Annotated in this window: 14 protein-coding genes; 8 read left to right on the top strand and 6 right to left on the bottom strand. The window is 74.7% G+C overall.

Going from position 1 to position 14,203, the window contains the following annotated elements:
• Positions 1 to 7 precede the first annotated feature (7 nt).
• From CRP29_RS08145 to CRP29_RS08135, 3 genes are all read left to right on the top strand, one after another.
• On the top strand, positions 8 to 547 hold the full coding sequence (locus tag CRP29_RS08145) for a PH domain-containing protein (RefSeq protein WP_097194530.1): 540 nt from the start codon (positions 8 to 10) through the stop codon (positions 545 to 547).
• A 156-nt stretch (positions 548 to 703) separates the two neighbouring features.
• Entirely contained in the window at positions 704 to 1,864 is a 1,161-nt protein-coding gene (locus CRP29_RS08140; protein ID WP_097194529.1) for an exonuclease SbcCD subunit D, read from the top strand.
• Complete coding sequence (locus CRP29_RS08135; protein WP_097194528.1) at positions 1,861 to 4,821, top strand: AAA family ATPase; 2,961 nt, start codon at positions 1,861 to 1,863, stop codon at positions 4,819 to 4,821. Before CRP29_RS08140 ends, CRP29_RS08135 begins: the two co-directional genes overlap by 4 nt.
• 16 nt (positions 4,822 to 4,837) lie before the next feature.
• Here the strand turns inward: CRP29_RS08135 and CRP29_RS08130 are convergent, their stop codons facing one another.
• Positions 4,838 to 5,356: a GtrA family protein gene (locus tag CRP29_RS08130; protein WP_097194527.1), complete on the bottom strand. Its 519-nt coding sequence runs from the start codon at positions 5,354 to 5,356 to the stop codon at positions 4,838 to 4,840.
• Positions 5,357 to 5,480: 124 nt separating this feature from the next.
• Between CRP29_RS08130 and CRP29_RS08125 the strand changes: the two genes are divergently transcribed.
• The 5 genes from CRP29_RS08125 to CRP29_RS08105 all read left to right on the top strand — a co-directional run bounded on the left by CRP29_RS08125 (position 5,481) and on the right by CRP29_RS08105 (position 10,365).
• Positions 5,481 to 6,692, top strand: a complete 1,212-nt coding sequence (locus CRP29_RS08125) for a 5-(carboxyamino)imidazole ribonucleotide synthase (protein ID WP_097194526.1) — start codon at positions 5,481 to 5,483, stop codon at positions 6,690 to 6,692.
• A gap of 1 nt (position 6,693) precedes the next feature.
• The gene (gene purE / locus CRP29_RS08120) at positions 6,694 to 7,206 is read left to right on the top strand and encodes a 5-(carboxyamino)imidazole ribonucleotide mutase (RefSeq protein WP_245852637.1); all 513 of its coding nucleotides are present in this window, start codon (positions 6,694 to 6,696) and stop codon (positions 7,204 to 7,206) included.
• Positions 7,207 to 7,228: 22 nt separating this feature from the next.
• Positions 7,229 to 8,386, top strand: coding sequence for an acyl-CoA dehydrogenase family protein (locus CRP29_RS08115; protein WP_097194525.1), 1,158 nt, complete (start codon positions 7,229 to 7,231; stop codon positions 8,384 to 8,386).
• 258 nt (positions 8,387 to 8,644) lie between these two features.
• Positions 8,645 to 8,893 (top strand): SHOCT domain-containing protein, encoded by a 249-nt coding sequence (locus tag CRP29_RS08110; RefSeq protein ID WP_245852635.1) that lies wholly within the window; start codon positions 8,645 to 8,647, stop codon positions 8,891 to 8,893.
• Positions 8,893 to 10,365, top strand: a complete 1,473-nt coding sequence (locus CRP29_RS08105) for a multicopper oxidase family protein (RefSeq protein ID WP_097194523.1) — start codon at positions 8,893 to 8,895, stop codon at positions 10,363 to 10,365. The genes CRP29_RS08110 and CRP29_RS08105 overlap by 1 nt, the downstream gene beginning before the upstream one ends.
• Before the next feature lie 57 nt (positions 10,366 to 10,422).
• On the opposite strand, the gene CRP29_RS08100 is transcribed toward CRP29_RS08105, so the two are convergent.
• From CRP29_RS08100 to CRP29_RS08080, 5 genes are all read right to left on the bottom strand, one after another.
• Positions 10,423 to 11,724 carry an MFS transporter gene (locus CRP29_RS08100; RefSeq protein WP_217991501.1) on the bottom strand — a complete coding sequence of 434 codons (1,302 nt, stop codon included), beginning with the start codon at positions 11,722 to 11,724 and terminating at the stop codon, positions 10,423 to 10,425.
• Between the two features lie 25 nt (positions 11,725 to 11,749).
• Complete coding sequence (gene trxA / locus CRP29_RS08095) at positions 11,750 to 12,118, bottom strand: thioredoxin (RefSeq protein ID WP_097194522.1); 369 nt, start codon at positions 12,116 to 12,118, stop codon at positions 11,750 to 11,752.
• Between the two features lie 70 nt (positions 12,119 to 12,188).
• Positions 12,189 to 12,980, bottom strand: coding sequence for a sulfite exporter TauE/SafE family protein (locus CRP29_RS08090; RefSeq protein ID WP_097194882.1), 792 nt, complete (start codon positions 12,978 to 12,980; stop codon positions 12,189 to 12,191).
• Entirely contained in the window at positions 12,980 to 13,333 is a 354-nt protein-coding gene (locus tag CRP29_RS08085) for a rhodanese-like domain-containing protein (protein ID WP_097194521.1), read from the bottom strand. The genes CRP29_RS08090 and CRP29_RS08085 overlap by 1 nt, the downstream gene beginning before the upstream one ends.
• Positions 13,334 to 13,352: 19 nt before the next feature.
• On the bottom strand, positions 13,353 to 14,168 hold the full coding sequence (locus CRP29_RS08080; RefSeq protein ID WP_097194520.1) for a GntR family transcriptional regulator: 816 nt from the start codon (positions 14,166 to 14,168) through the stop codon (positions 13,353 to 13,355).
• Between the last annotated feature and the right edge of the window lie 35 nt (positions 14,169 to 14,203).

The following is a 14,203-nucleotide window of genomic DNA, read 5'->3' as shown; positions in this document are numbered from 1 at the left end:
TGTCCCGATGCCCTACCCGGACAAGCTGCTCGCGGACGACGAAGAGGTCGTCCGCCACCTGCACCCGCACTGGCTCACGGTCTTCTGGCCGGTGGTGCGCTTCCTGCTGATCGTCGGCGCGACGTCGTTCGGTCTCGCGGTGATCCCCGACGGACGGCAGCAGGGCATCTACCGGATGCTCGTGCTCGCGGTCGCCGTGGTCCTGCTGGCCGTCACCGTGGTCGTGCCGCTGGCGCGCTGGCGGGCGACGCACTACGTCGTCACCACCCACCGGCTGCTCTTCCGCGAGGGAATCCTCGCCCGCCGGGGCCGCGACCTGGGCCTGGCGCGGATCACCGACGTCTCCTACACCCAGACGCTCTGGGACCGGATCACCAACTCCGGCACGCTGACGATCGAGACGGCCGGCGACAGCGGCGCGACGGTGCTCCGGCAGATCCCCGACAGCGACGGCGTCCAGCAGCTGCTCAACCACATGATCGAGGAGGACGCGGACCGCCGGGCGCAGGAGAGCGCGAGCTACATCCGCGACGACCCGGCGACGTAGTCGGGCGCGGAGGAAGAGCCGGCGCCGCAGAGCTCCCGATGGCGGCGGTCCGGCCGGCGCTGAGAGCCCCCAGTCCGACGCGCCCCCGGCCGCACCACGCGGCCCTCCCGCCACGTGCGGCGCGGAACTGTCAGCGGCCCCGCCTACGGTCGGGGCATGCGGCTGCTGCACACCTCCGACTGGCACATCGGCCGGACCCTGCACGGCACCGATCTGCTCGCCGAGCAGGAGGCGGTGCTCGGCGGGCTGGCCGAGGTCGTGGCCGCCGAGTCGGTCGACCTGGTCGTCGTCGCCGGTGACGTCTACGACCGTGCGGTGCCCTCGGCCGACGCGACGGCGGTGCTGGACCGGGTGGTCGGGCGGCTGCTCCGGGCGGGCGCGCAGGTCGTCCTCACGCCCGGCAACCACGACTCCGCGCGCCGGCTCGGCACCTTCTCCGGGCTGCTGTCGGCCGCCGGCCTGCACGTCCGGGCCGCCACGCCGGCGCTCGACGAGCCGGTGCTGCTGGCCGACGAGCACGGCGAGGTCGCCGTCTACGGCATCCCGTACCTGGAACCCGAGGTGGCACGGCACGAGCTCGGCCTCACCGGGCGCGGCGAGGCGGCGGTCCGAGGGCACGAGGGAGTGCTGACCGCCGCGATGGAGCGGATCCGGGCGGACCTCTTCCTGCGGCCGGGCGTCCGGTCGGTGGTGCTCGCCCACGCGTTCGTCGGTGGTGGTGTGCCGACCGAGAGCGAGCGCGACATCTGCGTCGGCGGGGTGGACCTCGTGCCGGCAGGGGTCTTCGGCGGCGTCGACTACGTGGCGCTGGGGCACCTGCACCGGCCGCAGACGCTCAGCCCGCGGCTGCGCTACAGCGGTTCCCCACTGGCCTACTCGTTCGGGGAGGCCGGTCAGCAGAAGCAGGCCTGGCTGGTCGAGCTCGGCGCCGACGGCCTCGGCGAGGTCACGCCCGTGCCGCTGCCGGCTCCCCGTCAGCTCAGCGTGCTCACCGGCGAGCTCGCCGAGCTGCTGGCCGCACCGGAGCACGCGGCAGCCGAGGGCCACTTCGTGTCGGCGCGGCTCACCGACACCGTCCGCCCATCGGACCCGATGCGCCAGCTGCGCGAGCGCTTCCCGCACTGCGTGCACCTGGAGTGGGCCGGCGCGGGCGCCACGGCCGACGGGCGGAGCTACCAGGAGCGGCTGCGCGGGCGCAGCGACCTGGAGGTGGCCGAGGAGTTCGTCGACCACGTCCGCGGCGCCGGCGCGAGCGAGACCGAGCGGGAGCTGTTTGCCCGCGCGCTCGCCGCCGCCGCCCGCGAGGACGCCGCGTGAGGGTCCACCAGCTCGCCCTGACCGCCTTCGGCCCGTTCGCGACGAGGGTCGACGTCGACCTGGACGACGTCGGCCGCGACGGGCTCTTCCTGCTGTGGGGGCCCACCGGCGCGGGCAAGACGACCCTGCTCGACGCGGTGGTCTTCGCCCTGTACGGCACCGTGCCCGGCGCGCGCGGCGAGGAGAAGCGGTTGCGCAGCGACCACGCCGCCGACGACGTCCGCACCGAGGTCGAGCTCGAGCTGACCCTCGGCGGCGAGCGGCTGAGCGTGGTCCGCCGGCCGGAGCAGCAGCGCCCCAAGCGCCGCGGCGAGGGCTGGACGACCGAGCAGGCCCGGCTGACCGTCCAGCGGTGGGTCGGGGAGAGCTGGGAGCCGGTCAGCACCCGTATCGACGAGGGCTCGGAGTACCTGCGCGCGCGCCTGGGGCTCTCGGCCGAGCAGTTCTGCCAGGTGGTCCTGCTGCCGCAGGGCGACTTCGCGCGGTTCCTGCGCGCCGAGCCGGAGGACCGCGGCCGCCTGCTGCGCACGCTGTTCGACGTCGGCCGGTTCGCCCGTGTCGAGGACTGGCTGGCGGGGGAGCGGACGGCCGCCCGCGAGAGCCTCGACCGGCTCCGCGCGCGCACCGGCACGCTGGTCTCCCTGGTGGCCTCCGCCGCCGACGTCACCGTGCCCGAGGAGTTCGCCCCCGAACTGGTCGGGGCGGCTCCAGGTACGCCGGTCACCGCGTGGGTGCGCCGCGTCCGGTCCGAGGCGGCGCAGGCCGCGGTGCGTGCCGAGGCGGCCGCCGATGCCGCGGGGGAGCGGGCCCGGGCCGAGGAGGCGGCGCTCGTGGCGGCGCGGGCGGAGGAGGAGTGCCACCTCCGCCGGGACCGGGCGCGGGTCGAGCGGGCCCGGCTGGAGTCGGCCGCGCCGGAGCTCGAGCCGGTGCGGGCCGCCCTGGACGCCGCCCGCCGCGCCGAGCCGGTGCGCGACGTGCTGGAGGCCGCGGGCCGCGCGGCGCTGGAGGCGGAGCGGGCCTCGGCGGCGCTCGCGACGGCGCGCGCCGCCTGGGCATCGGTCGCCGCCGGCCGCGAGGCCGAGGTCTCGCTCGCCCGCGGGCTGCGCGACGAGGCGGCCGCGCTGCGGGCCCTGCTGCCGGAGGTCGCTCGCGCCGCCCGCCTGGAGCGGGACGTGGCGGCGGGCGAACGGGCGCTCGACACCCTGACCGCACGCTGCGCGGCGGCCGAGGAGGCCATGGCCGGCCGGCCGGCCCTGCTGCAGCAGCACCGCACGGCGCTGGACGCGGCCGCGGAGGCGGCCGCCCGGCTGCCGGGCCTGCGCACCGCCGCCGGGCACCGCCGGAACGCCCTGGAGGCGGCCCGCGCAGCGGTCTCGCTCGAGGCGGCGCTGACCGTCGAGCGCGCCGCCGCCGACGTCGCGCGGGTGGCCTGGCTGGACGCCCGGGAGCACTGGAACGACCTGCGCGCCCAGCGGCTCGACGGCATGGCGGCCGAGCTGGCCGCTGGCCTGGCCGCCGGCGACTCCTGCCCGGTGTGCGGGTCGGCCGAGCACCCGGCGCCCGCGCGGCCCGGGACGACGGTCGTGACCCGCGCCCAGGAAGATGCCGCCCGCGTCGCGGCCGAGCAGGCGGAGGTCCGCTGGTCCGGGGCCCGGGACGCCTGCGCCGGGACCGAGCGCGAGCTCGCCGCCCGGCGGGCGCAGGCCGGGCCCGAGCCGGTGGCGGCGCAGGAGACCGACCTCGCCGGCCTGGTCGCCGCGCAGCGTGCGGCGGAGGTGCTCGCCGACGGTCTGGAGGCTGCTCGCGCGGCTCTCGAGGGCGCGCTGGCCGAGCAGGAGGCGGCCTCGGCGGCGCTCGCGGCGGACCGCGAGGAGCTGGGCCGGCAGGAGGCCGCGCTGGCCGCCGTCCGGTCCGCCCTCGCCGATGTGACCGGGCAGCTCGCCGCCGCCTGCGGGATCGACGCGGACCTGCCGGCCAGGATCGAGCGGCTGACCGGCGAGGCCGAGCGCTGCGAGGCGCAGGTGGAGGCCGCCGCCACCGAGGGCCGCGCCCGGCTGGCGGAGGAGGCCGCCCTGGCGGTGGCCCGCGCGCGCGTGCAGGCAGCCGGGTTCCCCGACCTCGACGCGGCCGCGCAGGCGCTGCTGCCGCCCGGCCGGGCCGACGAGCTGGGCCGCCGGGTCGAGCAGCACGACCGGGCGCTGGCCGTCGTCATGGGCGTCCTCGCCGAGCCGCAGCTCGCGGAGCTCGGTGCCCGCCCCGACCTCGCGGCCCTCACCGACGCGTGCCGGTCGGCGACCGCGGCTCGGGAGGCCGCCGTCGCCACGCTGGAGCACGCCCGCCGCCGGGCGGCCCGGCTCGAGGAGCTCTCCGGCGAGCTCACCGCCGTGGAGGTGGAGCTCGACGAGCAGCGCGCCGTCACCGAGCAGGTCACCTCGCTGGCCGACCTCGCGACCGGGCGCGGCGCGAACCGGCTGAAGATGCGGCTGCAGTCCTTCGTGCTGGCGGCGCGCCTCGAGCAGGTGTCCGAGGTGGCCAGCCGGCGGCTGCAGGACATGTCCGGCGGGCGTTACACCTTCCTGCACAGCGACGCGCAGGGCCGCCACGGCGCCCGCGGCGGCCTCGGCCTGGAGGTGCTCGACGAGTACACCGGCACCCGGCGACCGACCAAGACCCTGTCCGGCGGGGAGAGCTTCATGGCCTCGCTGGCCCTCGCGCTCGGCCTGGCCGACGTCGTCACCGCGGAGAGCGGCGGCGTGCAGATCGACAGCCTCTTCGTCGACGAGGGCTTCGGCACGCTGGACCCGCAGGCCCTGGACGCGGTGATGAACGTGCTCGACGACCTGCGCCGAGGAGGGCGCACCGTGGGTGTGATCAGCCACGTCGAGGAGCTGCGGACCCGCATCACCAGCCGGCTCGAGGTGGTCCCGGGCCGGAACGGCTCCCGGCTCGCCGGCTGATCCGGGCGGGGAGCGGTCAGGCGCCGCGGGTGCCGCTCGGCAGGACGGGATCGGCCCCGGCCGGGTCGGCGGCCGGCGCGGCCTCGCCGCCGGCGAGCGCAGGGAAGACCCAGCGCCGGTAGGCCAGGTAGCGCACGACGCTGTTCAGCCCGATCGAGCCGATGTTCGCGATCTGGATGATCAGCAGGCGCTCCTGGTCGAGCGGGTACCGCACGAACCAGATGATCGCCGCGCCCAGCACCAGCGTGGCCAGGTTGATGAGCGTGAAGAGCGCGAACGACCGACGGATCGTCGTCCGGTCGCGGTGGGCGAAGGCCCAGTTGCGGTGCCCGAGGAAGGCCACCGTCATGGAGACCAGCGTGGCCAGCGTCTTGGAGGTGACGGCGCCGACGTCGAGGTAGCCGTAGAGGAGCTGGAACAGGCCGACGTCGACGACGAAGGCGAAACCGCCGACGACACCGAACGCGCCCAGCTCCTTCAGCCGCCGGCGCGCGCGGCTGCCGGAGAGGGCCGAACGGCCGCGGGGGGAAGGCACCCCGCGATTCTAGGCAACTCGTTCTCGGTCCGGGTGTGCGTCGTTCCGCGCCGATCCCCGGATCAGCGCATCTCGGGGCGGTGTCGCGGGCCGGTTCGGCGGTGACCGCTAGGCTCGACGGGCCATGCCCGGTCCCGCGCCCCTCTCCGCCGTCACCGGCCTACCCGTGGTCGCGATGGTCGGGGGCGGGCAGCTCGCCCGCATGACGCACCAGGCCGCGGTTGCGCTTGGCCAGTCGCTGCGGGTGCTCTCCGCCGGTCCCGACGAATCGGCCGCGCAGGTCACCGGGGACGTGCGGATCGGCGCGCACGACGACCTCGCCGCGCTGCTGGACCTCGCCGAGGGCGCCACCGTGGTCACGTTCGACCACGAGCACGTGCCGACCGACCACCTGCACGCCCTCGAGCGGGCCGGTCACCGGGTGGCCCCGGGCCCGGCGGCCCTCGTCCACGCCCAGGACAAGCTGGTCCTGCGCGAGGCGCTGGCCGCCGCGGGGGAGCCGCAGCCGGCGTGGGCCCGGGTGTCCACCGTCCACGGCGTCACCGCGTTCGCGGACGAGGTCGGCTGGCCGGTCGTCCTCAAGACCCCGCGTGGCGGCTACGACGGCAAGGGGGTCTTCGTCGTGCACGGTCCCGACGAGGTGGCCGACCTGCTGGAGCGGCACGGCGTCCTCCTGGCGGAGGAACGGGTGGGCATGGTCCGCGAGCTGTCGGCGCAGGTCGCCCGCTCGCCGTTCGGGCAGGTGGCCGTCTGGCCCGTGGTCGAGACCGTGCAGCGCGACGGCGTCTGCGCCGAGGTGATCGCGCCCGCCCCGGACCTCGCCGAGGAGCGGGCGGCCCTCGCCCAGGAGCTGGCCGTGCGCATCGCCGACCGGCTGGGGGTGGTCGGCATGCTGGCCGTCGAGCTGTTCGAGACCGCGGACGGCGTCCTGGTCAACGAACTGGCGATGCGCCCGCACAACTCCGGGCACTGGACCATCGAGGGCTCGCGCACCAGCCAGTTCGAGCAGCACCTGCGCGCGGTGCTGGACTACCCGCTGGGCTCCACCGCGATGACGGTGCCCGTGGCGGTGATGGCCAACGTCCTCGGCGGGGCGGCCTCGGAGCCGGAGTGGACCGGACCGGGCCTCGACGAGCGCATCCACCACCTGATGGCGCACTGGCCGGACGTGAAGCTGCACTGGTACGGCAAGGCCCAGCGGCCCGGTCGCAAGCTCGGCCACCTCACCGCCCTGGGGGACGACCTCGCCGAGGTCCGCGCCCGCGCCGTCGCCGCGGCCCGGTACCTCGCCGACGGCGTCGTGGATCCCGCATTCGCCTTCGCAGAGGAGCACTGACGTGGACAGCGACGAACCAGCGGTCGGCATCGTCATGGGCAGCGACTCCGACTGGCCGACGATGCAGCCGGCCGCGGAGGCGCTCGAGGAGTTCGGCGTCGTCTACGAGGCGCACGTCCTCTCCGCCCACCGCACGCCCCGCCGGATGCTGGACTACGCCGAGGTGGCGGCCGGCCGCGGGCTCCGCGTGATCATCGCCGGCGCGGGGGGTGCGGCCCACCTGCCCGGCATGGTCGCCGCCGCCACGCCGCTGCCCGTCATCGGCGTCCCGCGGGCGCTGGGCCGGCTCGACGGGCTGGACAGCCTGCTGTCGATCGTGCAGATGCCGGCCGGTGTGCCGGTGGCCACGGTCGGCATCGACGGCGGGCGCAACGCCGGGCTGCTCGCCGTCCGCATCCTGGCCGCGGGGGATCCGGACCTCCAGGCCGCGGTGGTCGCCTTCCAGGCCGACCTCGCCGCGTCCGTCGTCGCCCGCGACCTCACCCTCCAGGAGCGGCTCGCTTCCGAGGGATAGTGGGGCGCCCTACGATCTACTCGTGGGTAACAACGCCGCCGGGCTCTACGCGCTGACCGAGGAACACGACGCGATCCGCGAGGCGGTGCGGGACATCGCCGAGCGCGAGATCGCTCCGTACGCCGCCGAGGTGGATGCGGACGCCCGCTTCCCGGCCGAGGCGCAGAAGGCGCTGACCGCGGCCGGTTTCCACGCCACGCACATCCCCGAGGAGTACGGCGGCGAGGGCGCCGACGCGATCGCGACCTGCATCGTCATCGAGGAGGTGGCGCGGGTCGACGTCAGCGCCTCGCTCATCCCGGCGGTCAACAAGCTGGGCTCGATGCCGATCATCCTGTCGGCGTCGGACGACGTGAAGCGGGCGGTCCTGCCGTCGATCGCGTCGGGCGAGGCGATGATCAGCTACGGCCTGTCCGAGCGCGAGGCCGGCTCCGACGCCGCTGCCATGCGGACCCGGGCCCGGCTCGAGGGCGACAGCTGGGTGCTCGACGGCACCAAGGCCTGGATCACGAATGCCGGCATCTCCGAGTGGTACACGGTCATGGCCGTCACCGACCCGGAGAAGGGTGCCAACGGCATCTCCGCGTTCGCCGTCCACCGCGACGACCCGGGCTTCGCCGTCGGCCCCAAGGAGCGGAAGATGGGCATCAAGGGCTCGCCGACCTGCGAGCTCTACTTCACCGGCTGCACCATCCCGGCGGACCGCATCATCGGAGCACCGGGCACCGGCTTCAAGACGGCGCTGCGCACGCTGGACTTCACCCGCCCGACCATCGGGGCGCAGGCCGTCGGTGTCGCCCAGGGTGCGCTGGACGCGTCGGTGGCCTACGTCAAGGAGCGCAAGCAGTTCGGGTCGAGCATCGGCAGCTTCCAGGGCGTGCAGTTCATGCTCGCCGACATGGAGATGAAGATCCAGGCCGCCCGGCACCTGGTCTACGTCGCGGCCGCCGCCGGCGAGGCCGGCCGGCCCGACGTCACCCGCGTCTCCGCCTCGGCCAAGGCGTTCGCCTCCGACGTCGCCATGCAGGTGACCACCGACGCCGTCCAGCTCTTCGGCGGCGCCGGCTACACGCAGGACTTCCCGGTCGAGCGCATGATGCGCGACGCCAAGATCACCCAGATCTACGAGGGCACCAACCAGGTGCAGCGCATGGTGATCGCGCGGAGTCTCCTCAGGTAGGACGTCGAGCGGAGGCAGGCGGACGCCGACCGCACCTCCGCGTCGGACTCGGTGCCGGCCGCCGGCTCGACAGTGCGGCGCTCTCACCGCACTCGGTGACAGCGGGGTCACGCTCACGGCGCTGCTGCCCCCCGAGCCCACCGGCCGGTGGCCGTCGGGCCCGGATGTCCTCGTACCCCCGGGGGTACCGTCGACGACGGGGCCCCCGCAGCGGCTGCGTCGGCGTCGACCTGACGGACGAGACGAGAGGCAGGGGCCGTGGGATACGACATGGACATGGGCATGGGCTGGATGTGGCTGTTCTGGCTGCTGCTGATCATCGGGGTCGCGCTGCTGGCCGTGGTCGCCGTCCGAGCGGCGGGCGGCGGTGTCACCCGGGGTGGCGGCAGGGAGGTGCCGCGGGAGCAGAGCCGCGCGCGGCAGGTCCTCGACGAGCGCTACGCGCGGGGTGAGATCAGCACGGAGGAGTACCAGGAGCGGCTGCGGGTGCTGGGCGGGGACGCCTAGTGCGGCCGATCACCCGGCGCGGGGCCCTCCAGCTGGGCGGGCTCGGACTGCTCAGTGCCGCGGTCGGCGGTACCGGCCTGGCGCTGGGGGGCGGGTCGCGGCTGGATCCCGACGTCGGCGTGGAGCTGACCGAACCGGAGACCCTGCGCAGCGCGGACGGCGCCTTGCGGGTGCAGCTCGAGGCGGTCGTCGGCCGGGTGCGCATCGCGGGTCGCGAGGCGACCGCCTACGGCTACAGCGGTGGGGTCCCCGGTCCCACGCTGCGGCTGCGCCCCGGTGACCGGCTGCAGATCCGGCTGGTCAACCGGCTGGACGCCCCGACCAACCTGCACGTGCACGGACTGCACGTCTCCCCGGAGGGCAACGGCGACAACGTCTTCGTCACCGTGGCGCCGGGGGAGTCCTTCGACTACGACTACCGGTTGCCCGAGGATCACCCGACCGGGGTGTTCTGGTACCACCCGCACCATCACGGAACGGTCGCCGACCAGCTCTTCGGCGGCCTCTACGGCGCCATCGTGGTCGAGGACGCCGAGGAGCTGCCGGTGGCCCGGGAACGTGTGCTGGTGGTCTCCGACATCAGCCTCGATGCGGCCGGGCGGCTGCGGCAGCCGTCGGCGATGGAGCGGATGATGGGCCGCGAGGGCGAGCTGGTCCTGGTCAACGGTCAGGCGCGACCGGCGTTCGCCGCCCGCCCGGGGGAGCGGGAGCGGTGGCGGGTGGTCAACGCCTGCACCTCCCGCTACGTCCGGTTGCGCCTGGACGGCCAGCAGCTGGATCTGCTCGGTATCGATGGCGGTCGCTTCGCCGAGCCGCGTCGCGTCGAGGAGGTCGTGCTGGCCGCGGGCAACCGTGCCGATCTGCTGGTCACCACGGCCGCCGGGACCAGCAGATTGCGGGCGCTGAGGGTCGACCGCGGCGGTATGGGCGGCATGATGGGCGGCTCGGTGAGCGGGGACGTCGTACCGCTGGCCACGCTCGACGTCGCCGGCGCGGAGACGGGCGCGCCACCGCCGCTCCCGCAGCAGCCCCGGCCTCGCGACCTGCGCGGGGCCGAGGTGACCGAGCGACGTCGGCTCACGTTCGCCATGGGCATGGGCATGGGCGGCGGGATGGGCGGTGGCAGGGGGCCCGGCGGGATGACCTTCACCGTCGACGGCCGGGAGTTCGACCCCGACCGGGTCGACCAGTCGGTTGCGCTCGGGGCGGTGGAGGAGTGGACGATCACCAACACCTCCCCGATGGATCACCCGATGCACCTGCACGTGTGGCCCATGCAGATCGTCGCCGAGAGGGGCCGGCCGGTGGACGACATCCGGTGGCAGGACGTCGTCAACGTCCCCTCCGGCGGCGAGGTCGCCGTCCGGGTCGCGTTCGACGACTTCGGAGGCCGGACCGTCTACCACTGCCACATCCTCGATCACGAGGACAACGGCATGATGGGCGTCGTCGAGGCCGGCCGAGCCGGCTGACGAAGGGCGAGGAGGGGGCGGCAGGGGGCCCGTCCGTGGTGCACGGGTGGTCGCGGATCATCGGCGATGGGTCTCGTACATGCGCACGGCCACGACGACGGCGGAGGCGGCGCTGATGCAGGCGGCGGCCCAGACGGCGGCGTGCAGGCCGAGGAGATCGGCGACGATCCCGCCGAGGACGGCTCCGACGGCGTAGCCGAGGTCGCGCCAGACCCGGTAGACGCCCACGGCCCGCCCGCGCCAGGCCGGGTGCGCGACGTCGCCGATGACGGCGAGCAGGGTCGGGTAGACCAGCGCGGTGCCGGCACCGAGCAGCACCGTGCCGGCCGCCCAGCCGCCGAAGCTGTCGGAGGCGGCGATGACGGCGAGGGCGGCGGCCTGGGTGGCCATGCCCGTGGTGACGAGATGCTTGCGCCCGACCCGGTCGGACAGGGCGCCGGTGATCAGCTGGCCCACCCCCCACACCCCCGGGTAGAGGGCGAAGAGCAGGCCGATCTGGCCGACCGCCAGGTCGGCGGTGGCGAACAGCAGCGGGAACAGGCCCCAGGAGAGGCCGAAGTTGAGGTTGTTCACCAGCCCGGCCTGACTGGCCGAGGACAGCGCGGGCTCCCTCAGGCTGGTCTGCGCCCAGATCTGGCGATCGGTCAGCCCGGCGTGCAGGTGGTCGTGCAGACCGTCGGCCCGGGGCGTGTGCTGCCCCGCCTCGAGGTGGGCGTGGGCGCGGGTCTCCCGCACGAACGCGCCGGAGAGCAGCAGGGCCAGGGCGATGTAGAAGAGGCCGAGCAGGAAGGGCGCCGGGCGCAGGCCGAACTCGCCGGCGAGGTAGCCGGCGATCAGCGAGGTGACCGCGACCGCGCCGTAACCGGCTGCTTCGTTCAGTCCCATCGCCAGCCCGCGCCGGCGAGGACCCACCAGGTCGATCTTCATCACCACGGTGGTGGACCAGGTGAGCCCCTGGTTGATGCCGAGCAGCACGTTCGCCGCCACGACCCAGCCCCAGTTCGGAGCGGCGATCAGCATCAGCGGCACGGGGACGGCGAACAGCCATCCGGCGAGCAGCACGGGCTTGCGGCCGTAGCGGTCCGACAGGGTGCCGGCGAACCAGTTGGCGGCGGCCTTGGTGACCCCGAAGGCTGCGACGTAGGTGAAGATGACGGTGTAGCCGGTCAGCCCGAACTCGTCCTCGGCGAGCAGCGGCAGCACGGTCTGCTGCTGGCCGACCATGCCGCCGACCAGGGCGTTGACGGCGACCAGCAGCGCGAACTGGGCGGCGTTCTCGCGCAGCCCCAGCCGGATCGGCGACGGTGGTGAGGTCGCCGCCCCACCACCGTCGCCGGCCTCGTCGTCGCCGATGGTCACCGCTCGTCCGCCTGGTGCACCTGGCTCAGGCCGTGCGGCGCTGCTCGGTCAGGTCGGCGCGCACCTGGTCCATGTCCAGCGCACGCACCGCGGTGACGAGCTCCTCGAGCGACTCGGCGGGCAGAGCGCCGGGCTGTGCGAACACGAGGACCCCGTCGCGGAAGGCCATCAGCGTCGGGATCGACCGGATCCCGGCCGCGGCGGCCAGGTCCTGCTCGGCCTCGGTGTCGACCTTGCCGAAGACGATGTCGGGGTGGCGCTCTGCAGCGGCCTCGAAGACGGGCGCGAATGCCCGGCAGGGACCGCACCAGCCGGCCCAGAAGTCGACCAGCACGATGCCGTCGCCGCTGACGGTCTCCTGGAAGGTCGATGCGGTGAGAGCGGTCGAGCTCATGATGGGGTCCTTTCGTCGGCTGATACCCACGGGGGTATTAACCGGATACGGGGTGCGTCCTGTTCCCGGGTCAACCGAGGAGCGAGATCAGGCTCGACGTGCCGGTGTAGACGGCCACGGCGAGCAGGAGGACGGCGAAGGCGCGGGTGAGGGTCGTGCCGGAGACGCGGTCGGCGACCATCTTCCCGCCCAGAGAGCCGGCGACAGCGGCCAGCGTGAACGGGACGATCACCGCCCAGTCGAAGTGCGCAGTGCCCGCGCGGGCCAGCAGTGCACCTGCGGAGTTGATCGAGATGACGACCAGCGACGTGGCGACCGCCTGTGGCATGGACAGGCCCAGGGCGAGGGTGAGTGCCGGGACGATCACGAAGCCGCCGCCGACGCCGAAGAAGCCGGTCATGAAGCCGACGAGCAGGCCGGCACCGGCGATCCGGCCGACCCGCCCGGCTGTCCAGCGGCGAGCGGGCTGCGGTGCGTCGCCCTCCTGTGGTGCGGGCTCCTCCTCGTGTCGGCTGTTCAGGAGCATGCCCACAGCGGCGACGACGATCACCGCGGCGAAGGCGAGCAGGAGGACGTCGGGGTCCACGAGCCGGTTGACCGCGGTCCCGGCGAAGCCGGCCGCGATGCCGGTGACGCCGAAGACGATGCCGATGCCCCAGCGCACCCGTCCACTGCGGGCGTGGCCGAGCGCGGCGATGACCGAGGTGATCCCGACGATGAACAGGCTGCTGGTCGTGGCGGCCCGGGCGTCCTGGCCGATGACGTAGACCAGGGCGGGCACGGTGAGGATGGAGCCGCCGCCGCCCAGTGCGCCCAGGCTCAGGCCGATGACCAGTCCCAGCCCGAGCGTGGCGGCGAGCATCACGCGACGGTGCCGGGCTTCCCGTCGTCCGTGACGACCGGGAGACCGGTCCGTGTCCACGCCTTCATGCCGCCGGCCAGGTTGTGCACTCGCCTGCCGGCTGCGGCCAGGGTGTCGGCGGCCTGGCCCGAGCGGTTGCCCGACCGGCAGACGGCGATCACCGGGCGGTCCTGCGGGACCGCCTCCGGGGTGAGCAGACCGAGCGGGAGGTGTCGGGCCTGCGGGGCGTGGCCCGCTGCCCACTCCGCCGGCTCCCGGACGTCGAGGATCACGGCCTCGCCCCGCTCGAGCAGTTCGGCGGCCTGGCCCGGGTCCAGGTCGGGGAGCCGGGTGGTGGAGGACGGCTCGGTCATCGTCGTTCCTTCCGGTGGGTCAGCCGAAGCTCGGCGTGAGCGCTGAGGTGGGGGTGTCACCGTTGCGCGGCTCGGTGGCTCCTGGCCGAGGGTCCAGCGTGCTGGTCAGGGTGAAACGGTCGGCCCGGATCAGGGTGTGCCGCCACTCGACGGGGACGCCGGAGCTCGTGCCCGTCCGCTCGACGGAGAACACCGCCGACGGCGGCTGCAGGTCGAGGGCGTCGTGCTCGGCCCTGCCCGGGATGACCGCTCGGACGGTCTCCTGGCCGCCAGTGACCGGGATGCCGGTCCGGGCGAGCTCCTCGTACAGGCTGGTGCGGCGGAAGTCGACGCCCAGCAAGGGCTCGCCGATCGAGGCAGGGAGCCACACGCGGTCGAGCGCCAGTGGCCGCCCGTCGGCCAGGCGCAGGCGCTCGAGGTGGACCAGCGGCGTCGACTCCTCCAGCCCCAGTCGTGGGGCGATGACGCCGTCCGCCCGCACGGTCAGCACCCGCACCACCGACGTCTGCACCAGCCCGCAGGCCTCCACGGAGGAGAAGAGCGAGTAGGCGATCCCCGTGGGCTGGGCGATGACCGGGTCGGGCGCGGCGAGCCGGGGTCGCCGTCCGCGCCCGGTGCTGATCACGCCGTCGGCACGGAGCTGGCGCAACGCCTCGCGCACCGTGTGCCGGCTGACCGAGTACCGGAGACCGAGCTCGACCTCGCCGGGGAAGCCCCCGGCGAACTCACCCTCGTCCAACCGGTCGCGGAGATCGACGGCCAGCTGGCGCCACAGCGGTGTGCTCGCACGGCGGTCCAGCCGCGCTGCCGGTGGGGTGCGCGGGAGCTCCGGCATGGCTCCTCCAGATCGGGTCGCGGGGAGGCGGTCGC

It is taken from the genome of Blastococcus aggregatus (assembly GCF_900221005.1).
Classification (GTDB): Bacteria; Actinomycetota; Actinomycetes; order Mycobacteriales; family Geodermatophilaceae; genus Blastococcus; species Blastococcus aggregatus.
This window is presented reverse-complemented; position numbering and strand designations above follow the sequence as displayed.